The 19,992-nt window shown below is 62.4% G+C and carries 22 protein-coding genes; 7 read left to right on the forward strand and 15 right to left on the reverse strand.

Annotated elements, in window-relative coordinates:
- Window positions 1-163: 163 nt before the first annotated feature.
- Complete coding sequence (gene rhlE2, locus ACA046_RS30595) at window positions 164-2,050, forward strand: RNA helicase RhlE2 (RefSeq protein ID WP_459024386.1); 1,887 nt, start codon at window positions 164-166, stop codon at window positions 2,048-2,050.
- 67 nt (window positions 2,051-2,117) lie between these two features.
- Here the strand turns inward: rhlE2 and ACA046_RS30600 are convergent, their stop codons facing one another.
- Window positions 2,118-2,714, reverse strand: a complete 597-nt coding sequence (locus ACA046_RS30600; protein ID WP_076017769.1) for a YceI family protein — start codon at window positions 2,712-2,714, stop codon at window positions 2,118-2,120.
- 32 nt (window positions 2,715-2,746) lie between these two features.
- Entirely contained in the window at window positions 2,747-3,298 is a 552-nt protein-coding gene (locus ACA046_RS30605; RefSeq protein WP_076017768.1) for a cytochrome b, read from the reverse strand.
- Between the two features lie 280 nt (window positions 3,299-3,578).
- Here ACA046_RS30605 and ACA046_RS30610 point away from each other — a divergent pair, with 280 nt between their 5' ends.
- Window positions 3,579-4,985, forward strand: coding sequence for an adenosylmethionine--8-amino-7-oxononanoate transaminase (locus ACA046_RS30610; RefSeq protein WP_076017767.1), 1,407 nt, complete (start codon window positions 3,579-3,581; stop codon window positions 4,983-4,985).
- Window positions 4,986-5,148: 163 nt separating this feature from the next.
- Window positions 5,149-5,868, forward strand: a complete 720-nt coding sequence (locus tag ACA046_RS30615) for a 16S rRNA (uracil(1498)-N(3))-methyltransferase (RefSeq protein WP_076017765.1) — start codon at window positions 5,149-5,151, stop codon at window positions 5,866-5,868.
- A 144-nt stretch (window positions 5,869-6,012) separates the two neighbouring features.
- Here ACA046_RS30615 and ACA046_RS30620 read toward each other — a convergent pair whose 3' ends face one another.
- The 3 genes from ACA046_RS30620 to ACA046_RS30630 are packed head-to-tail and all read right to left on the reverse strand — an operon-like array spanning window position 6,013 to window position 8,578.
- Window positions 6,013-6,948 (reverse strand): transporter substrate-binding domain-containing protein, encoded by a 936-nt coding sequence (locus tag ACA046_RS30620; RefSeq protein WP_497675534.1) that lies wholly within the window; start codon window positions 6,946-6,948, stop codon window positions 6,013-6,015.
- Between the two features lie 24 nt (window positions 6,949-6,972).
- Window positions 6,973-7,326 carry a RidA family protein gene (locus tag ACA046_RS30625; RefSeq protein WP_459024390.1) on the reverse strand — a complete coding sequence of 118 codons (354 nt, stop codon included), beginning with the start codon at window positions 7,324-7,326 and terminating at the stop codon, window positions 6,973-6,975.
- Window positions 7,327-7,336: 10 nt separating this feature from the next.
- Window positions 7,337-8,578, reverse strand: a complete 1,242-nt coding sequence (locus tag ACA046_RS30630) for a D-amino acid dehydrogenase (RefSeq protein WP_497675535.1) — start codon at window positions 8,576-8,578, stop codon at window positions 7,337-7,339.
- 108 nt (window positions 8,579-8,686) lie between these two features.
- Between ACA046_RS30630 and ACA046_RS30635 the strand changes: the two genes are divergently transcribed.
- Window positions 8,687-9,589: a LysR family transcriptional regulator gene (locus ACA046_RS30635; RefSeq protein WP_497675536.1), complete on the forward strand. Its 903-nt coding sequence runs from the start codon at window positions 8,687-8,689 to the stop codon at window positions 9,587-9,589.
- Here ACA046_RS30635 and trhA read toward each other — a convergent pair.
- Window positions 9,584-10,201 (reverse strand): PAQR family membrane homeostasis protein TrhA, encoded by a 618-nt coding sequence (trhA, locus tag ACA046_RS30640; RefSeq protein ID WP_459024394.1) that lies wholly within the window; start codon window positions 10,199-10,201, stop codon window positions 9,584-9,586. The genes ACA046_RS30635 and trhA overlap by 6 nt on opposite strands.
- A gap of 175 nt (window positions 10,202-10,376) precedes the next feature.
- Between trhA and ACA046_RS30645 the strand changes: the two genes are divergently transcribed.
- Genes ACA046_RS30645 through ACA046_RS30655 form a run of 3 tightly spaced genes read left to right on the forward strand, consistent with a single transcriptional unit; the run spans window position 10,377 to window position 12,437 of the window.
- On the forward strand, window positions 10,377-10,943 hold the full coding sequence (locus ACA046_RS30645) for a chromate transporter (protein WP_459029458.1): 567 nt from the start codon (window positions 10,377-10,379) through the stop codon (window positions 10,941-10,943).
- Entirely contained in the window at window positions 10,943-11,485 is a 543-nt protein-coding gene (locus tag ACA046_RS30650) for a chromate transporter (RefSeq protein ID WP_497675537.1), read from the forward strand. Before ACA046_RS30645 ends, ACA046_RS30650 begins: the two co-directional genes overlap by 1 nt.
- Window positions 11,486-11,522: 37 nt before the next feature.
- The gene (locus tag ACA046_RS30655) at window positions 11,523-12,437 is read left to right on the forward strand and encodes a LysR family transcriptional regulator (RefSeq protein ID WP_167664108.1); all 915 of its coding nucleotides are present in this window, start codon (window positions 11,523-11,525) and stop codon (window positions 12,435-12,437) included.
- 158 nt (window positions 12,438-12,595) lie between these two features.
- Here ACA046_RS30655 and madM read toward each other — a convergent pair whose 3' ends face one another.
- The 9 genes from madM to mdcA form a co-directional block, all read right to left on the reverse strand.
- Window positions 12,596-13,360 carry a malonate transporter subunit MadM gene (madM, locus tag ACA046_RS30660; RefSeq protein WP_258342614.1) on the reverse strand — a complete coding sequence of 255 codons (765 nt, stop codon included), beginning with the start codon at window positions 13,358-13,360 and terminating at the stop codon, window positions 12,596-12,598.
- A gap of 1 nt (window position 13,361) precedes the next feature.
- Window positions 13,362-13,775, reverse strand: a complete 414-nt coding sequence (gene madL / locus ACA046_RS30665) for a malonate transporter subunit MadL (protein WP_003216818.1) — start codon at window positions 13,773-13,775, stop codon at window positions 13,362-13,364.
- Between the two features lie 67 nt (window positions 13,776-13,842).
- Complete coding sequence (gene mdcH, locus ACA046_RS30670) at window positions 13,843-14,748, reverse strand: malonate decarboxylase subunit epsilon (RefSeq protein WP_459024398.1); 906 nt, start codon at window positions 14,746-14,748, stop codon at window positions 13,843-13,845.
- A complete protein-coding gene (locus ACA046_RS30675; protein WP_497675538.1) occupies window positions 14,745-15,341 on the reverse strand; it encodes a malonate decarboxylase holo-ACP synthase in 597 nt (198 codons plus the stop codon). The genes mdcH and ACA046_RS30675 overlap by 4 nt, the downstream gene beginning before the upstream one ends.
- Complete coding sequence (gene mdcE, locus ACA046_RS30680) at window positions 15,335-16,111, reverse strand: biotin-independent malonate decarboxylase subunit gamma (RefSeq protein ID WP_497675539.1); 777 nt, start codon at window positions 16,109-16,111, stop codon at window positions 15,335-15,337. Before mdcE ends, ACA046_RS30675 begins: the two co-directional genes overlap by 7 nt.
- Entirely contained in the window at window positions 16,108-16,950 is an 843-nt protein-coding gene (locus ACA046_RS30685) for a biotin-independent malonate decarboxylase subunit beta (RefSeq protein WP_497675540.1), read from the reverse strand. The genes mdcE and ACA046_RS30685 overlap by 4 nt, the downstream gene beginning before the upstream one ends.
- A complete protein-coding gene (locus ACA046_RS30690) occupies window positions 16,943-17,242 on the reverse strand; it encodes a malonate decarboxylase subunit delta (protein ID WP_309254262.1) in 300 nt (99 codons plus the stop codon). Before ACA046_RS30690 ends, ACA046_RS30685 begins: the two co-directional genes overlap by 8 nt.
- Entirely contained in the window at window positions 17,242-18,090 is an 849-nt protein-coding gene (locus tag ACA046_RS30695; protein ID WP_497675541.1) for a triphosphoribosyl-dephospho-CoA synthase, read from the reverse strand. The genes ACA046_RS30690 and ACA046_RS30695 overlap by 1 nt, the downstream gene beginning before the upstream one ends.
- Window positions 18,091-19,761: a malonate decarboxylase subunit alpha gene (mdcA, locus tag ACA046_RS30700; protein WP_497675542.1), complete on the reverse strand. Its 1,671-nt coding sequence runs from the start codon at window positions 19,759-19,761 to the stop codon at window positions 18,091-18,093. It abuts the gene before it with no gap.
- Window positions 19,762-19,992: the final 231 nt, after the last annotated feature.

Consider the following 19,992-nt stretch of genomic DNA (forward strand, 5'->3'; position numbering starts at 1 on the left):
AAAGGCACCCGACCCCGCTACAGCGCAGCTTTCAAGCCCGCGCGAGCCGTCTGAGTGCCTGCCAGCCCCAGCAGGACCGGACGGGATTGCGTTCATCTAAACGCCATTCACGCCAGGCAAGACTATCCCTCTGGGCCAAGCCCTAACTAAAACAGGATTACTCATGTCCTTTGCTTCCCTCGGTCTCTCCGAGGCTTTAGTCCGCGCCATCGAGGCAGCGGGCTATACCGAGCCTACTCCGGTGCAACAGCGGGCCATTCCCGCCGTGTTGCAAGGCCGCGACCTGATGGTTGCGGCTCAGACAGGTACTGGTAAAACCGGCGGGTTCGCCCTTCCGATCCTGGAGCGGTTGTTCCCCAACGGTCACCCGGACAAATCCCAGCGTCATGGCCCGCGCCAACCGCGCGTACTGGTCCTGACCCCTACCCGCGAACTCGCCGCCCAAGTGCATGACAGCTTCAAGCTGTATGCCCGCGACTTGAAGTTCGTCAGCGCCTGCATCTTCGGCGGCGTCGGCATGAACCCACAGGTTCAGGCCATGTCCCGCGGTGTCGACGTACTGGTTGCATGCCCGGGTCGTTTGCTCGACCTGTGCGGCCAAGGCAGCGTCGATTTGTCCCACGTGGAAATCCTCGTACTGGACGAAGCCGACCGCATGCTCGACATGGGCTTTGTCCATGACGTAAAAAAGGTCCTCGCGCGCCTGCCGGCCAAACGCCAGAACCTGCTGTTCTCGGCTACGTTCTCCAACGACATCACCGCTTTGGCGGGCAAGTTGTTGCACAACCCGGAGCGCATTGAAGTCACGCCGCCGAACACCACGGTCGAGCGTATCGAGCAGCGCGTGTTCCGCCTGCCGGCCGCCCACAAGCGTTCGCTGCTGGCCCACCTGATCACCGCCGGCGCGTGGGAACAGGTATTGGTCTTCACCCGCACCAAGCACGGCGCCAACCGCCTGGCCGAGTACCTGGACAAGCACGGCCTCACCGCCGTCGCCATCCACGGCAACAAGAGCCAGAACGCCCGCACCAAAGCCCTGGCCGACTTCAAGGCCGGTGAAGTGCGCATCCTGGTCGCCACCGACATCGCCGCTCGCGGCCTGGACATCGACCAACTGCCCCACGTGGTCAACTTCGAGCTGCCAAACGTCGACGAAGACTACGTGCACCGTATCGGCCGTACTGGCCGGGCTGGTCGTTCGGGCGAGGCCATTTCCCTGGTCGCTCCGGACGAAGAAAAGCTGCTGAAAAGCATCGAGCGCATGACCAAGCAGAAAATCACCGACGGCGACCTGATGGGCTTCGACTCCAGCGCCGTTGAGGCTGAAAAGCCTGAAGTGCGCGAGCGTCCGGATGTGCGCAACCCACGCAACAACCCACGCGGTCCGAAGGGCGATGGCCCGAACGGCGGCGGTGGTGGTGGCGGTCGTAAAGACAAGGGCAAGGACAAAGGCGGCAAGGACAAGGCTGCGACCAACGGCCGTGGCGAACGCCCGGCTCGTGAGCAAAAGCCCCGTGAAGGCACCCCGGCCCGCGAACAGCGCCAGCCGAGCCAGCCGGCACGTGCTGCTGCCGACCGAGCGCCGGACGAGTTCCTGGACGACGACGTAGACAACTTCGGTAACCGCGTTGACTACGTGCCCCAGGCCAAGCCAGCCCAGGGCCGTGGTCGTCGCCCGGGCGCTCCAGCCCAGGGCGCAGGCGCAGGTTCTGCGCCACGCACTGGCGGCCAGCCACAAGGTCGCCAGAACGGTCCGCGCAGCAGCAACGGCGCCACCACCGGTACCCCGCCTGCCAAGCGCAGCGGCCCGCGCAACGGCGCACCGCGTGACGGCCAGGCGCGTCGCGAAGAGTCGCGTAACCGTCGCCCGGCCGGTGATGATCAACCTCGTCTGTCGGAGCCAGCGGTGCAAAACCCGCGCGGCGGCCCGGCACCGAAGATCATCCACAAAGAGTCGAAAAGCGATCGCACGCTGACACCTGAGCAGTTGGATCAACTGCCGGGCCGTCCACGTGGTGAAAAACCGGCGTTGCTGACCCGCAACCGCTGATTTTCACGCTTCATAAAAAATGCCCCGGATCGTGAGATCCGGGGCATTTTTGTGTGGCTGGCGAAAATTACTTCGCTTTCACACCTTCAAACGTCACGTACAGCTCAACAGTGTTGGACGCTGGGCCCAGGTCCATCTGCTTGCCGAAGTCCTGGCGGTTGAAGGAAGTAGTACCTTCAAAGCCGGCACGGTAGCCGCCCCATGGATCCTTGCCTTCACCCAGGAAGGTGGCCTTGACGACGATTGGCTTGGTCACGCCATGGAAGGTCAGGTCGCCGGTCACGTCTGCAGTGACTTTGCCGTCAGCATTCTTGCCGGTGGTCTTGACGCTGGTGGAGACGAACTTGGCATCGGCAAACTTGCCAACATCCAGGAAGTCTTTGCTGGCGATGTGCTTGTCACGTTCGGCGTGGTTGGTGAACACGCTGGCAGTGCGGACGTTGAACTCAATCTTGCTGTCTTCAGGCTTGGCAGCATCGAAGCTGAACTTGCCGTCCAGGTCCTTGAAGGTACCGGTGATGAAGCTGTAGCCCAAGTGGCTGATCTTGAAGTCAACGAAGGCGTGTTGGCCTTCCTTGTCGACAACGTAGTCAGCTGCCATCGCCTGACCGGCAGTCAGCAGGGCAGAACCGATGGCCAGAGCGGCGAGAGTCTTTTTCAACATGCTTTCTATTCCTTGTGAGTCGAGGTTGAACATCAGGCTTTGCGCCCCAGCATACGAACCAGGGTCACATCACGATCAATGAAATGGTGTTTCAACGCAGCCACACCATGGAGGCCGGAGAACACCACCAATACCCAGGCCAGGTACAAATGCACCACGCCTGCGGTGTCTGCCTGGTCCGGTAGCCCGGAAACCAGTGCAGGAATCTCAAACAGGCCAAATACCGGGATCCCGACACCGTCTGCGGTGGAAATCAGGTAACCGGCAATCATCACGGCAAACAGCCCGAGATACAGGAATGCGTGGCCAAACGCAGCCCCCAGACGCGTCATGCGGCTATAGCTGGCAAGCGGGGGCGGCGGCGGGCTGAGCAAACGCCAGACAATACGCACAAGCATGATGGCGAACAGCGTGATGCCGATGCTTTTGTGCAGGTCCGGGGCGTCTTTACGCCAGGTGCTGTAGTAGTCGAGACCCACCATCCACAGGCCCAACGCGAACAGACCGAACACCACCAGGGCCACGCCCCAGTGCAAAACAATGCTGACCCAGCCGTAGCGGGCCGATGAGTTACGTAGCTGCATGTTCCAAATCCCGTAAGAACTGTGCCAAGACTATCGACTTACCTATCGATTTAAAGCGGAAAATTTCGCTTTGAAATATCGAGAAATACGATCAAGAGCGTATGCAGAGTAAGTTAACAAGAGATTAAGGACTATCCAGAAGAAACGTGACGGACTGTCCTGCGTTTACCACCAATTTACGCTTCCACCTCGCAATGGGTTGTGACACAGGTCTGCATTGCATAGGCTTGCGCGATTGTTTCGCCCGCGCATGGCGCGAGCCGCTTCGAGGAGAATGAAGATGGGGTTGAATAACCAGTGGATGCAACGCGACCTTGCGGTGCTGTGGCATCCCTGCACCCAGATGAAAGACCACCAGCAACTGCCGTTGATCCCGATCAAGCGTGGCGAAGGCGTCTGGCTGGAAGACTTCGAAGGCAAACGCTACCTCGACGCCGTCAGTTCCTGGTGGGTCAACGTGTTTGGCCACGCCAACCCGCGCATCAACCAGCGCATCAAGGACCAAGTGGATCAGCTGGAACACGTGATTCTCGCCGGTTTCAGCCACCAGCCGGTGATCGAGCTGTCCGAGCGCCTGGTGAAGATGACGCCCGAAGGCCTGACCCGCTGCTTCTACGCCGACAACGGCTCGTCGTGCATCGAAGTCGCGCTGAAGATGAGCTTTCACTATTGGCTCAACCGTGGCCTGCCGAACAAGAAGCGCTTTGTCACCCTGACCAACAGCTACCACGGCGAAACCATCGCCGCGATGTCGGTGGGCGATGTGCCGCTGTTCACCGAAACCTACAAGGCCTTGCTGCTGGACACCATCAAGGTGCCGAGCCCGGACTGCTACCTGCGCCCCGAGGGCATGAGCTGGGAAGAACATTCCCGGAACATGTTCCTGGCCATGGAGCAGACCCTCGCCGACAACCACGACACCGTGGCCGCCGTGATCGTCGAGCCGCTGATCCAGGGCGCCGGCGGCATGCGCATGTACCACCCGGTGTACCTCAAGCTGCTACGGGAAGCCTGCGACCGCTATGGCGTGCACCTGATCCACGACGAAATCGCCGTGGGCTTTGGCCGCACCGGCACGATGTTCGCCTGTGAACAGGCCGGCATCCGCCCGGACTTCCTGTGCCTGTCCAAGGCCCTGACTGGCGGCTACCTGCCGTTGGCGGCGGTGGTCACCACCGACGATGTGTACGACGCCTTCTACGACGACTACCCGACCCTGCGTGCCTTCCTGCACTCCCACAGCTACACCGGCAACCCGCTGGCCTGTGCGGCGGCCCTGGCGACCTTGGATATCTTCGAAGAAGACAACGTCATCGAAAACAACAAGGCCCTGGCCCAGCGCATGGCCACCGCTACTGCGCACCTGGTGGATCACCCTCACGTCTCGGAAGTACGCCAGACCGGTATGGTGCTGGCCATTGAGATGGTGCAGGACAAGGCCACCAAGACCGCCTACCCGTGGCAGGAACGCCGTGGCCTCAAGGTATTCGAGCATGCGCTGGAGCGTGGCGCGTTGCTGCGGCCATTGGGCAGCGTGGTGTATTTCCTGCCGCCGTATGTGATCACCCCGGAGCAGATCGACTTCCTGGCCGAAGTGGCCAGCGAAGGGATTGATATCGCCACCAACAGCAAGGTCAGCGTGGCGGTGCCCAAGGATTTCCACCCGGGGTTTCGTGATCCGGGCTGATTGAGTTCACTCGATTAATCGGGTGCCGCTGCTGCCTGACCTGTAGGAGCGAGCTTGCTCGCGAAAATCGTCAACGATAATGCGGGTATCCTGTTTAAACGCGGCGCCCTTACGTTCTTCGCGAGCAAGCTCGCTCCTACATGAACCTCCCCAGAGAACAGAAATGAGACTGTCCCGCTTTTTTGTCGACGCCCCACTGAGCCTTGGCGACCACGAGTTGCCGGAAGCCCAGGCGCATTACATCAGCCGCGTGTTGCGCATGAGCGAAGGCGACGCCGTGCAACTGTTCGACGGCTCCGGCCAGGAGTTTCGCGCCAGCTTGCTGGAAGTCGGCAAAAAACGCGTGGTGGTGCAGGTCACCGAGACTTTCGCCGGGCAGATCGAATCACCGTTGCAGATTCACCTCGGCCAGGGCCTGTCCCGTGGCGAGCGGATGGACTGGGCGATCCAGAAGGCCACCGAGCTTGGGGTAAATGAAATCACCCCGATCTTCAGCGACCGCTGCGAGGTTCGTCTCAAGGACGAACGCGCCGACAAACGCCTGCAGCACTGGCGCCAGGTGGCGATCAGCGCGTGCGAGCAGTGCGGTCGTTCGCGGGTGCCGGTGATTCACCCACCGCTGTTGCTGGCGGATTGGCTGAAGCAGGCCGAAGCGGATTTGAAGCTGGTGCTGCACCCGGTGGCCGAGCCGCTGGTGAGCCACGCCAAGCCTGGGAGCCTGGCCTTCCTGATCGGGCCGGAAGGTGGTTTGACTGATGGTGAAGTCGAAACAGCCCAAGGTGCAGGTTTTCATTCTGCACGCCTGGGCCCTAGGGTGCTGCGCACCGAAACTGCGCCAGTCGTGGCGCTGGCGGTGGCCCAACAACTCTGGGGCGACTTCTAAACCCTGCCTTGCAAACCCAATCAAATGTGGGAGCGGGCTTGCTCGCGAATGCGGTGAATCAGCCACACATGTATTGGCTGACCCTCCGCTTTCGCGAGCAAGCCCGCTCCCACATTTTGATCGGGTTACCACCCCTGGCCCGGCTTATTCCACTGGATCACTCACAGGCGTCGCAATAATCGCCTTCAACTCACTGGTCATCGGGAATTCCAGGTTCAAGCCCTTGGGCGGAATCGGCTGTTCAAACCAGCGCTGGTAAATCCCGTTGATCTCCCCCGAGCTGTAAAGGCCGGCCAGGGTTTCGTTGACCACCGCGAGAAACTGCGGATCGTCCTTGCGGACCATGCAGCTGTAGATTTCCCGTGACTGCTCCTCCCCCACCACTACCCACTTGTGCGGGTCCTTGGCCTTGGCCCGCTCGCCGTAGAGCAACGCGTCATCCATGTAAAACGCCGCTGCCCGGCCCGATTGCAGCATCTGGAACGCTTCGCCATGGTCCTTGGCGCTGATCACCGACATGTTCAGTTTGTGGTCGACGTTGTAGCTCTTGAGAAAGCGTTCGTTGGTGGTGCCGGCAGTGGTCACCACGTTCTTGTCCCGCAGGTCGGCGAAGCGTTTGATGCCGCTGTCGTTGGCGGTCAGTAACTGGCCCTTCACGTAGATAAACCCGTAGGAAAACGCCACCTGTTTCTGCCGCTCGGCGGTCACGCCGGTGGAGCCGCACTCAAGATCCACAGTGCCGTTTTGCACCAGGGCAATGCGGGTCTGGGAGGTCACCAGGTTGTACTTCACGTTGAGTTTTGGCACACCGGTTTTCTGCTGGATGCGCTCGACGATCTTGTTCGCCAGCTCCACCGAATAGCCCATGGGCTTGCCGCTGTGATCACCCACATAGGAAAACGGCACCGAGGCGTCGCGGTAGCCGAGGGTGATGCTCTTGGCGTTGGCGATCTTGCTCAGTGTGCCTTCCAGGGGGGCTTCGGTTGCCTGGGTCTGGGCGCTCAATATCAGGGCCAGGAAGAGTATGGGGCTGCTGCGCAGCCCAACGGGGGATAAACCCCCTCGCCACAGTTTTTGCATTGTTATTCTCCCTTTTTGTTTTAGTTATGGACGGCGGGCAGCGATGACGCTGATCTCCACCAATACATCGGGCCGTGCCAACTGCGCCTGCAACGTGGTACGCGTCGGTGCCTGCCCCGGCGACAACCAGGCGGACCAGACTTCATTCATCGGCGCAAACCCGTCCTGAATATTGTTCAGGTAGATGGTCGCGTTCAGCAGATGATCCTTGTCGCTGCCGGCCTCGGCCAGCAGCGCATCAATCTTGGCCAACACTTCTTCGGTCTGGGTCTTCACATCGCGGCCTTCGCCCGGCACCTGGCCGGACAAAAACACCAGATCCTGAAACACCACGGCGCCAGACAGGCGATTGTTGCTGTTGATTCGGGTGATGGTCATCGAAACATCCTCAAGCGGCACAGGGCGCGAAGCCCTGCATATCAATGGAAGTGCTGTGCCGGCCGATCAACTCAGCCAGCACTTGGCCGCTGCCGCAAGCCAGGGTAAACCCAAGGGCGCCATGCCCGAGGTTAAGCCACAGGTTGCTATAGGCGCTGGCACCAATCAGCGGCACACCCGTAGGCGTCGCCGGGCGCATGCCGGCCCATTCGACCGCATGCTGGTAATCACCGGCCAGTGGGAACGTCTCAAGCGCCTGGCGTTTAATCAGCGCCAGGCGCTTGGGTTCAAGGCGGGTGTCGAAGCCGACGATATCCACCATCGCCGCCACCCGCAGTTGCTCACCGATGCGCGCGTAGACGATCTTGCGATCGTAGTCGGTGATGCTGATATTCGGTGCCTGATGCTGCGGGCCAATCGGCACGCTCAGGCTGTAGCCCTTGAGGGGATAGAGCGGCAGCGACACGCCGGGCAAGGCCAGCTCGGGGCTGCGGTGTCCGGCGGCGAGCACCAGGTGCTGCACGGGCAGCCGCTCACTGCCCATCTCGATCGCCTGCACGGTGCCCGCACTGTGAAGAATCCCCGTCACCTTGCGCCCCAGCAGGAACGTGCAGCGCCCCGACGCTTCAAGGCGCGCCGCCAGCTGTTGGCAGAACGCATGGCAGTCACCGACTTCTTCATTGGGCGTATAGATGCCGCCAGCAAAACTGGCACCGTCCAGGGTCGGTTCCAGCCGGGCGCAATCCGCCGCCGAGAGCACTTGCTGCTGCAAAGGGTCCGTCACTTTATTCAGCGCGCGCTCATAGCTGTCGAGGCTGCGGAAGGTCACCAGCTTGCCATTGCGCCGCCAGTGGAAATCCCCCAACTGGTCCTCTTCACGCCAGCGTTGCAGGGTGTCCTGGCTCAGGGACGCCAGGCGCAGCAGATGGGCCGCATTGCGCTGGTTCACCGAGCCACGGCAAGCCCCCAGGAACGACGCCATCCAGCGCCACTGCGCCGGGTCCATACGCGGGCGCAGCTTCAGCGGCGAGTCACCCCGCAGCATCCAGCCAATGGCTTGCAGCGGCACGCCCTTGTCGGCCAGGGGCGCAACATAGCGGTAGGACAGCTGCCCGCCGTTGGCGAAACTGGTCTCGCTGCCCAGGGTTTCCCGAGCCTCGATCACGGTCACTTGCATCCCGGCACGCACCAGCGCGTAGGCACTCGCCAGGCCGATAACCCCACCACCGATGATGCAAACCTGCTGAGCCATGTGCGTCCCTTAACCGTGCGATGTCAGGCTTGAAGGTTAGGGGCAGGTGACATCCGCGGGACAATGAATAAAGATGGGTCACCCATAAACAAAGGTTATGGACTGCCCATGCGCTTGCGTCATATCGAAATCTTCCAGGCCATCCGCCAGACCGGCTCCATCAGCGCCGCTGCACAACTGCTGCATGTCTCGCAGCCGGCGGTGAGCAAGGTGTTGCAGCATGCCGAGTTGCAGTTGGGGTTCCCGCTGTTCCTGCGCATACGCGGCAAGTTGCAGCCGACGCCGGAAGCGTTGGCGCTGGAACGGGAGGTCGACAAGGTGACCGAGAGCCTGCAAGGCGTGCGGCGCCTGGCGCAGAACCTGCGACGCGAGCCGGGCCAGAGCTTGCGTATCGGCGCCACGCCAGCGTTGGCCCTGTCGTTGTTGCCACCGGCCATCCGCGAATGGACCCAACGCTACCCGGATATCGCCTGCGAGCTGTCCAGCGCCCACAGCCGCGAGCTGGTGCAAAACCTGTTGATGCGTGAAGTCGACGTGGCGCTGACGCTGCAGCCACCCGATCACCCGGGGCTGAGCGCCCAGGCGTTGGCCCACGGCGTATTGGTAGCGCTGGCGCCAAAGGATTACTGGAACGAAAACGAATGGGGCAAACCGCTGCCGCTGATGGCCCTGGCGGGCGCGCCGTTGATTGGCCTGTCCAGCGCCGACCCGTTGTCGGCGAAGCTGGACAGCTACCTGGAAGCGGTCGATCCGCCACCGCAGGTCAGCATTGCGGTGCAGACCTATTCCCTGGCCAGAGCCATGGTCGAGTCCGGCGCCGGGCTGGCGGTGATCGATCCGTTCACCGCCCTCGGCGCATCACCGGCCACCACCTGCATTCGCCCGCTGGCGCCGCCGCTGCCGATCACCTTGTACGCCCTGACCCGCGCCAACGAACCGCCGCCGCATATGCTCGCGAGCCTGCTGGAGATCTTCAGCAGCCGCGCCCAGGAGCAGTTGGACCGGCTATAACACATAGCCCATGATCGCCACAAAATGCAGCAGGCTGCCGCCGATCACGAACAAATGCCAGATCCCGTGGGAGTGCCGCAATCGGTCCTCCAGGGCAAAGAAAATAATGCCCACGGTGTACAGCACCCCGCCCGATGCCAGCCACGCAAACCCCGTGGGCCCCAGCGCGGCAATCAGCGGCTTGACCGCCACCAGCACGATCCAGCCCATCACGGCGTAGATCACAATCGACAGAATCCGCGCCTCGGAGCGTGGCTTGATCTCCTGCAGGATGCCGATCACCGCCAGCCCCCACACAATCCCGAACAGCGTCCAGCCCCACGGCCCACGCAGCGTCACCAGGCAAAACGGCGTGTAGCTGCCGGCGATCAGCAGGTAGATCGAAAAGTGATCCACCTTCTGCATGATCTCTTTTTTACGCCCGCGCACGCTGTGGTACACGGTCGACGCGCTGTACAGCACCAACAACGTGAAACCGTAAATGGCCACGCTGACAATCTTCCAGGGGCTGCCGTCCATACCGGCCACCACCAACATCCATACCGCGCCCACAAAAGCCCCAACCGCCCCGAGCAAGTGGCTCCAGGCGTTGAATCGTTCCCCGTGATACATGTGTCACTCACCTCGAATAACGGTTATCACCCAGACCATTCTGACGTCACCTACTCAATATCAGGTAACAACCTTTCTTCATTTGCCCAAATACACGAGCCGATAGATGATTCGCTTCATCCTGTGGGAACTGGCTTGCCTGCTCCCACATAAAAGCTCCTCATCGGTAACGCCCATGCCCGACGTCGAACCTGCCCCGCCTCACCCCAGTCTGTGGCAGTTGTTTTACAACTTCGCCATGGTCGGCCTGTTTGGCTTCGGCGGCGTGATGCCTTGGGCGCGGCAGATGATGGTCGACCGCAGGCAGTGGGTCAGCGAACAAGGCTTCAACGAGCTGCTGACCACCGGCCAATTCTTCCCCGGGCCGAATATCGCCAACGTCGGCATCATCTACGGCCGGCGCCTTCACGGCTTGCCGGGTGCGGTTGTGACCGTGGTCGGCTTGTATCTGTTCCCCTCGCTGATCACCGTGCTGGCCGGCTTCGCCTATGCCAAATGGTGGAGCCATGACGTGGTGCAGCAGGTCTTCGGCGCGGTCATGCCGATCGCCACCGGGCTGATGCTCGGTACCACCTTGCGCCTGCTCAAGGCCATGCCGCGGACCCTGGCGAATTACAGCGCGTTCGTCCTGACCTTCGTGTTGATGGCGGTGCTGGTGTTGCCGTTGTGGATGGTCTTGTTGATCTGCATCCCAAGCTCCTTGGCCTTGAGTTTCATCGGTTCGCAAAAGGTGGCCGGCTGATGCAGAGCGTGCTGTTTCACCTGATGATCCAATGCGCGCTGTGGTCGCTGATGGCGATTGGCGGTAACACCGTGGCCCTGAGCGACATCCACCGCTACACCGTCACCGACATGAACTGGATCACCGACGCGCAGTTCGTCGCCTTCTTCGCCCTGTCCCAGGCCCTGCCTGGCCCCAACGGCATGTTCCTGGTGTTTATCGGCCAGCAAGCCGCCGGGTTACCGGGCGCGCTGGTGGCGCTGACCGCCAAGCTGCTGCCCTGCTCGGTGCTCACCTACTTCGGCGCCGGCTGGCTGGAAAAACACACCGCGACGCCATGGGTGCAGCGGGTCAAGCGCAGCCTGTTGCCGATCTCCATCGGGCTGATCCTGGCCGCCAGCTACATCCTGATGAACAGCCTGGAAAACAACGCCACCAGCCTGGTGCTGACCCTGGCCAGCGCCGCCGTGGTGTATTACACGCGGCTTAACGCGATCTGGCTGATCATCCTCGGCGTGCTACTGGGCCTGTGCAGTTCATGGCTGGGAGCGGGCTGGTTTTAGGGGCACAATCGACGGCATTCGAACAAGGGTCACTGTCATGCTGATCGACGAAGAATTCACCCTCAAGAAGCTCGAAATCTTCCTGGCGTTCATGCGCACCGGCAACCTGGCGCGGGCGGCGGCTGAGTTGCAGACCAGCAACGTCAGCGTGCACCGGGCGATCCACTCCCTGGAAAACGCCCTGCGCTGCCCGCTGTTCAAGCACGAAGGGCGCAACCTCACGCCGCTGGAAAGCGCCTATGTGCTGGAAGAGCGTGCGCAGAAGCTGGTGCAGGACGTGGTGGACAGTGTGCGGCTGACCCGCGAAGCCGCCGGGTTCTCCGCCGAGCGTTTCAAGCTGGGCTCGCTGTATTCACTGACGGTGAAGACCGTGCCGCAGTTGATCATGGGGCTGAAGATTCGCCGCAGCGAGCTGAACATCGACCTGATCCTCGGCTCCAATTTCGACTTGCTCTACAAGCTGAAGAACATGGAAGTCGACGCGATCCTGATCTCCCTCGACGAGCACGCCAACGATCCCGACTGCGAGCAGATCGCCCTGTTCTCCGACGACATCTTCCTCGCCACCCCGGCCGATTCACCCTTCGACCGCGAACAGGAAATCGACCTGGCGGACGTGCGCGACGCCACCTTCATCACCCTCACCCAAGGCTTCGCCACCCATCAGGATGGCAACCGCGTATTCAAGCAGGCAGGGTTCGAGCCGAAGGTGGCGATGCAGGTCAACGATATCTTCACCCTGCTGAGCATGGTCAGCTCGGGTGTGGGCTATGCGCTGCTGCCGGGGCGGATTGCGGCGGTGTATGAGAACCGGGTCAAGCTGATTCCCCTGCAACCGCGCTACCGTTTGCAGCAGCACATTGGCGTGGTGTTTCTGAAAGCCAAGGAGCGCGACCCGAATTTGCTCGCGCTGTTGGCAGAGTGCCGGATGTATGCGAATCGCCAAACCTGACAATGATCCCCTGTGGCGAGGGAGCTTGCTCCCGCTCGGCTGCGCAGCAGTCGTAAAATCAGCGCCCGCGTTGTTTCTGGAAAGATGCAATGGGACCGCTTCGCGCTCCAGCGGGAGCAAGCTCCCTCGCCACAAAAGCGGTCGGACACATCTCCGGGTTAGCCAACAATCCCGCGCACGATGAAGTAGAGCAACGAAGGCCCCAGCAAGCACCCAAGCCCGGTGTGAAAGGTGGCGGTCAACGCGCCATACGGCACCAGCCGCCGGTCCGTCGCCGCCAGGCCCGCCGTCACACCACTCACCGTGCCGGCCAGGCCCCCAAACACCATGGCCGAGCGCGGGTTATCCAGGCCCATCCAGCGGGCCGCCATCGGCGTACCCACCATCACCAGGATCGCCTTGATCAAGCCCGTCGCGATGGACAGCGCCACCACATCCGAGCTTGCACCCAACGCCGCCCCGGTCACCGGCCCGACGATGTAAGTCACCGCGCCCGCACCGATGGTGGTCATGCTGATCGCATCGCGATAACCAAACGCCCAGGCGATACTCGCGCCCACAATAAACGGCAATACCGTGCCCAGCAGCAAGGCAATCGCACCAATCAAACCGGCCTTGCGCGCCTCGGTAGCCTGTACTTCAAACGCCGTGGCCACGATGGCAAAGTCCCGCAGCATGGCGCCGCCCATCAACCCGATCCCGGAAAACAGCGCCACGTCCGCCAGGCCTTTCTGCCCTCCGGTCAAGGTGCCTCCCACCCAGGCCAGCACCAGCCCGATCACAATCGCGATGGCTGAGCCGTGGATGCGTCCGAAGGTCAGGCGCTTGGACAGCACCACCGAAATCCACATCACCACGCCGACAAATGCAAAGGCGGTGACCAAGCCGTTATTTGCCAGGCCTTTCTCGATGAGTTCCCACATATCAGCGACCTCCAGCGACAGGTGCAGCCGCGATCAGCGGCTCTTCGTCGGGCAACGGTTCGCCTTTGTGCGTACGGCTGATCAAGGCAATCGTGCAACCGCACACCACCACCGAACCAATCGCCGCCAGCACCGCCACCGGGCCGCCGTGCAGCGCGGTCACCACGTTTTGCTGGGCCGCCATCGCCACCACCACCGGGATGTACATCGCGCCCCAGAAGCCGACACCCATCTCGCATTCCTTGGTCATGCCACCGTGCTTGTGCATCCACAGCCGCGCGCAGATCAGCAGGATCATTGCGATGCCCACCCCGCCCACGTTGGATTTCACTCCCAGCAACACGCCGAGCATGTCTCCCAGAATCACGCCTGCCAACATGCAGATCGCCAGCAACGCCACACCGTAAATAATCATGATGGTTGTCCTCAAAGTGCTTCATCGAAATTGTTGTTTTTGTGCTTCGAAAGCCTTGGGTGGTGCTTTATCGGTGGTGGGCGCCCTCCTCTCGCAGCAAGGCCTGCAAGGTGTCCAGGCGGGCGCCTTCGAAGGCGATGACGGTGCCTTGCTCGAACACCCGGCGCGCAAGGCCAGTGAGCACGGCGCCGGTCGGCAGTTCGATATGCAGGCGCACGCCACGCTCAAAGGCGCTTTGCACAGTGCCGCGCCAGTCGACGATGCGGCACATGTTGAAGGCGAGGTCGTCGCGCAGGTGTTCAGTGTTGTGGATCGGCCGGGCGCGGGTGCTGCTCAGGTAAGTGATGCTCGGCGGTTTCAGTGTCACTTCAGCGAAGGCTTGAGCCAGTGTTTCGGCGGGCTTTTCCAGCAGCACGCAATGGGACGGCACGCTGACGGCCAGGCGTTTGGCGACGCCGTTGCCACGGACCAGGTTGGCCACTGCTTTCATTGCTTCGTCGCTGCCCGCGATAACCGTCTGGTTGTCGGCATTGATATTGGCCAGGTACACCGGGGTCTGCTGGCTGTTGACCTGGGCGAGCAAGGCTTCGACAGTCGACAGGTCCGGGCCGATAAGCGCGGTCATGCCGTAGCCGTGGGGATACGCTTTTTGCATCAGTTCGCCGCGCAGGCTGACGAGTTTCAGCGCATCGGCAAACTCCAGGGAGCCAGCAATTACAGCTGCCGGATAGGCGCCGATGGACAGGCCGGCGACGTAGTCGGGTGTGTGTTCCAGCAAGCGCGCGCTAGCCACGCCGGCAATCAACAGACAGAGCTGCACGGCGCGGGTCGAGGCCAGCGCTTCGGCAGAGTCGAGTTTCAGCACGTCTTCATTCAAGGCAGCACTGGCTTCGTCCAGCACTGCGCGCGGCAACTGCTGGAGCATGCCGGGACGCTGGGCGCCCTGCCCCGGAAAAGCCAGAAGGCTGCTCATGCAACCGCCTGCCACGGGTCGATCACCAACTGCGCGCCACCGGCATTTTTCAGCAGCACGCGACGTGAGCCACCGGCCCATTCGCGCAAGGCGACGGCACCAAACGGCGTTTGCAGTTGCAGGTCTACAGCGCACACCGCTGTATCAAGTATCGCCAGCAAGTCCTCGGCATCGCCGCGATCAAGCCGCTCGGGGGTGCGCAGAATCAAATCCAGATCACTCTTGGCGTGCAACGCTTCGATGCCGCTGGCCAGTTCAAAACCGGCACTGCCAGTGACGCCCCAGTTCTCCTTCGCCAACACCGGACGCAACTGAGCGAGGGCCTGCAACGCCGGTAAATCCCGTGGAGAGATCACACCGCGCAAGTCTTCCGGCACCACGCATCGCCGCACGGCCGCGATCGGCATCACGGCGGCAAAACGTTGCTCGCGCAAGCGCCCACGCACGCCCACCGCCACATGGCCCGGCGGCGCGATGGCACGCCGCACCACCACCGGATGCCCAGCGGCCAATGCATCCAGCACCCAGGCCGGCGCATCAGCGGGGGCCTGCACCGGGGTCATGCCCCAGAGCAAGTCGTGGGCGTTCACCATTGCTCCCGCAGCAGTTGGCGCACATGGCTCGAGGCCGCGCGATTGGTGGCGCCCAAGCGACCGCTCAGGTCACGGCCGCCCGCTCGCACGTCCTTAATCGCATGCAGCAGGCAATCGCTGACCCGCGCAATATCTTCGGCAGTGGGTTGCTCAATCTGGCTGACCGACAAGGTCTCCCAGAGCAAGCCAAGGCTCGCATAGCTGTCGATGTCATAGGCCATCGGCGGCACGCTGGCGGCCAAGGCTTCCAGCTCCTCGACACTGCGCAGGGTGACCCGCGCCGCCGAGGCTTTGCCCATGGCATGCACCATCACGCCGGGATCGCGCAGGGCAATCAGGCGGTTGGCCTGGTAACCATGGGCGAGGAACGCGCCGGACATCGCCTTGCCCACCAGCAGCGCGATCACCGGATGACCGGCCAAGCGGGCACGGGCGTAGCTGTCGGCAGCGGCGGCCAATGCCTGGTGAATGCCCAGGGCCTCTTCGCGACGACCATAAGCCTGGCTCGGCACATCGACGATGGCAATCAGCGGACGTTTGTCGCCGGTGTAGATCGCTCCATCAACCGCCTTGGCCAAGCCCCAGCCTTCCAGCAAACCGACTTCACCGTTGCGAGCGCGGGGAAAGCGGTTTTGTGCATCGGTGACAACCGCGATAAAGCGCACAGGCAGATCACCGAGCACACCGTCGGCGACTTTCAGCGAGTTCGGCAAACCGCTCACCGGCATTGCATCGCCGCTCAGTGCGTTGAACCACTGCAAACCTCTCATGAGCGTTCTCCCTGATACAGATCGCGAACCGTCGCCGGGTCGATTTGCGGTTCGGCGTTCAGTGCGGCCAGGCGTTCCAGATAGTGTTCGACCTGACGGCTGCGCTGTTTTTCCGGCAAGCCTTGTTGCAGCAGCTCAGTGATTTGCTGCTGAATCTGCGCCACGTCGTCGGCCACATACCGGTCGGCCAAGCCGCTGTTAAAGCGTTGCTCACCGCCGGTCAGGCTCCAGATGAAGGGCCGGTCGCGGGAGTCGTATTCCTCAAGCCCGGCTTCCTGTTCGATCACCTGCGGGCCATTCAGGCCAAGGCGCGCCTCACGGGTCACCAGCAGATAACTGCACAGGCCTGCCGCGATGGACATGCCGCCAAAGCAACCGACGCTGCCCGCCACCACGCCGATTACCGGCAGGTACTGGCGCAGGTCGACAATCGCCGCGTGGATATCGGCAATCGCGGCCAGGCCCAGGTTGGCTTCCTGCAAGCGCACGCCGCCGGTTTCCAGCAGCAGGACGGCGCGAGTCGGGATGCCGTTGCGGTTGTCTTCAGCGGCCAGTTCCAGTGCGCCGGCCATCTTCGCGCCACCGACTTCACCGAGGCTGCCGCCCTGGAAATTGCCTTCGATAGCGGCGATGACCACCGGCAAGCCGGCGATGCTGCCCTTGGCGATCACCACGCCGTCATCTGCCTGAGGCACCACGCCCTGGCGACTCAGCCATGGCGACATGACGCGCTGGAACGGATCGATCAGTTCGCGATAGCTGCCCGCATCGAGCAAGGCCTTGGCCCGCTGCCGGGCGCCGAGTTCGACGAAGCTGTGTTTGTTGAGCAAGTCAGTCATGACCGATCTCCTCGAAGCCCTGCTCCAGGCGCAAACGCACCACGCCGGGTGTGGCGCCGAAGTCGTGGATATCGATATTCAGTGCGGGCGGCGTCTGCTCCTGGAAGATCCGTTCAAACAGGTGCTGCCAACGTAACTGCGCACCATTGACCGACGTCTGTACCTGGATCGTCAGGGTGCCGGCGCTGCCCGGTTCCAGCAGCACTTCCAGGTCGCCGGAGCCGACGCAGCCCACCAGCGCGCGGCCCTTCGCAGGCTGCCCGGCGGGGAATTCAAAGGATAAGGTTTCCATCACAGCGCTCCGTCGAGGCGGTCGATAAACAGGCAGGCGGCCAACAGGTCGGCGGCGCCACCGGGGGAGGCATTCAGCGCCAGCAGTTGCTGGTCCAGCTCATGCAGTTGGCGGCGGCCGGCGAGGCTCGCACTGCCGCCGGCGTCCAGCACCGCTTGGGCGCCTTGTTGCATGGCCTGCAAGCCTTCAGGGCCGGCGCGGTAGAGCACGCAGGTGTCGGCCAGGTCCGTCATGATCGCCAGCAAGGCATCGAGGCGAGCGTTCTGTTCGCCGTGTTGTTGCAGGCGGCTTCTTTTCAGCTGTGGCAGGCCGCGTTGCAATACTGATGGGAAGCCCAGTTGAGCTTCTTCACGGGCACCGCGAGCGCCATAGCGTTGTGCGACCTGGGCGCCGTGGCTCAGCGGTTGAGGAGCGTAGCGGTCGTTGAGCAAGGCCAGGCGGGCAGCGCGCAAAGTCACTGCGTTGGCCGTGCAGGATTCGGGTTGCAGTGCGGCGGCGGCGACTAACAGGCCGAGCGCCCAGATCGCACCGCGATGGGTATTCACGCCGCTGGTAGTAACGAGCATCGCCTGTTCGCCTTCGCGACCGATCCGTCCAAGGGCTTCTCGCAAGGACAAACCCACTTCGCCACATTCAACCGCCGCTTCGGCCATTTCCTTGAACGCCGGCCACAGCGACAGCGCCGAGGCGTGCATCAAGCCGAGGTGCAAATCGGTATGGGCGCCGTTGCCGCGACGGTCCACCAGGGCCGGTTTCGGCGACAGGTCGGCTTCATCAATCAAGGCGTCGACGGCCATGTCGGCCAGGCGTTCGGCCAGTGTCAGGTCGTGCAGTTTGAGTGCGTGCATTTACCAGCTCCTGAACTTGGCGGGCGGGCTGTACAAGCCACCGGACCACTCCACCAGATCGGCCACGCTCTTGGCGGCCAGCAACTCGCGGGTGGCATCGGTGCGGCGGATGCCGAGGTCTTCGGGCTGCGCGATCAGGCCTTCGCGGCGCATGCGCGCGGTGTCTTTGGGGTTGTGGCGCATGCCGATGGCGGTCACCCCGGCCACGGCAGCGATCATGGCCTGGCGCTCTTCCAGGGAACGGGCCTTGTACAGGTAGGCGATGCCTTCTTCGGTGAGCAAGTGGGTGACGTCATCGCCGTAGATCATGATCGGCGCCAGGGGCATGCCGCTTTTGCGCGCCACTTCCACCGCATCGAGGGTTTCGACGAAGGTCGGTTTGCCGCCTTCCTGGAACGTCTCGACCATCTGCACCACGAGTTTTTTGCCGCGTTCGAGCAAGGCTTCCGGGGCGTCGTCGTGGCGCATGTCGAGCCAGGCGGGTGTGCCGTGGCGGCGACCGCGTGGGTCATGGCCCATGTTCGGCGCACCGCCAAAGCCGGCGAGGCGGCCACGGGTGACGGTGGAGGAATGCCCGTCCCCGTCGACCTGCAAGGTGGCGCCGATAAACAGATCCACCGCGTATTGGCCGGCCAGTTGGCAGAACATTCGGTTGGAACGCAGCGAGCCGTCGCGGCCGGTGAAGAACACATCCGGCCGGGCGGCGATGTAGTTTTCCATGCCCAGTTCGGTGCCGAAGCAATGCACGCTTTCCACCCAGCCGCTTTCGATAGCCGGGATCAAAGTCGGGTGCGGATTGAGGGTCCAGTTACGGCAGATCTTGCCCTTCAGCCCCAGGGATTCACCGTAGGTTGGCAGGATCAATTCAATGGCGGCGGTGTTGAAACCGATGCCGTGGTTCAGGGACTGGACGTTGTGTTTCTCGTAGATGCCACGGATCGCCATCATCGCCATCAATACATGCACCGGCTTGATGTGCCGTGGGTCGCGGGTGAACAGCGGTTCAATGTAGAAAGGCTTGTCGGCGACCACCACGAAATCGACCCAGCTCGCGGGGATATCGACACGCGGCAGGTCGCTGACGTCATCCACCAACTGGTTGACCTGGACGATCACGATGCCATCGCTGAAGGCGGCCGGCTCAATCAGCGCTGGCGTGTCTTCAGTGCTGGGGCCGGTGTAGATATTGCCGGCGCGGTCGGCCATGAAACCGGCGGACAGGACCACGTTGGGAATCAGGTCCACCACCAGCCGCGCGTAGAGTTCGATGTAAGTGTGGATCGCGCCGATCTCCAGCAGACCGTCTTCCAGCAACTGGCTGATGCGCAGGGATTGGGTGCCGGCGAAGGAGAAATCCAGCTTACGGGCGATGCCCTTTTCAAACAGGTCCAGGTGCTCGGAGCGCCCGACACTGGGCATGATCATGTGCAGGTCGTGGAGCTTGGCGGGGTCGGTCTTGGCCAGGGAGCGGGAGAGGAAATCGGCCTGCTTCTGGTTGTTGCCTTCCAGCACCACACGGTCGCCAGGGAGGATCAGGGCTTCCAGGGCTTCGACGATGCGGTCGCTGGGGAGCACGGCGCCATCGGCGAAGGATCGCACCAGTGCGAGCCGGCGCTGCTTCTCATCGCGCCGCCGCGTCCAGCGCGAGTCGGGGGAAGTTGTTGTTGTCATGGTCGCTCCACGGGATTTGCTGTCGTGGGCTGTACCTTAGGAGGGTATTGGGGGGCCATCAATCAAGCTGGGCGGTGAACCGTTACGATTGGAGTAATGGTTCGCCAGCAAACGCTGAGGCTCGGGCTAAGCGCAGTTCAAATGTGGGAGCGGGCTTGCTCGCGAATACGGTGGGTCAGTTGATAAATCGGGTACTGACACACCGTATCGCGAGCAAGCCCGCTCCCACAT

Source organism: Pseudomonas sp. LBUM1641, assembly GCF_059716235.1.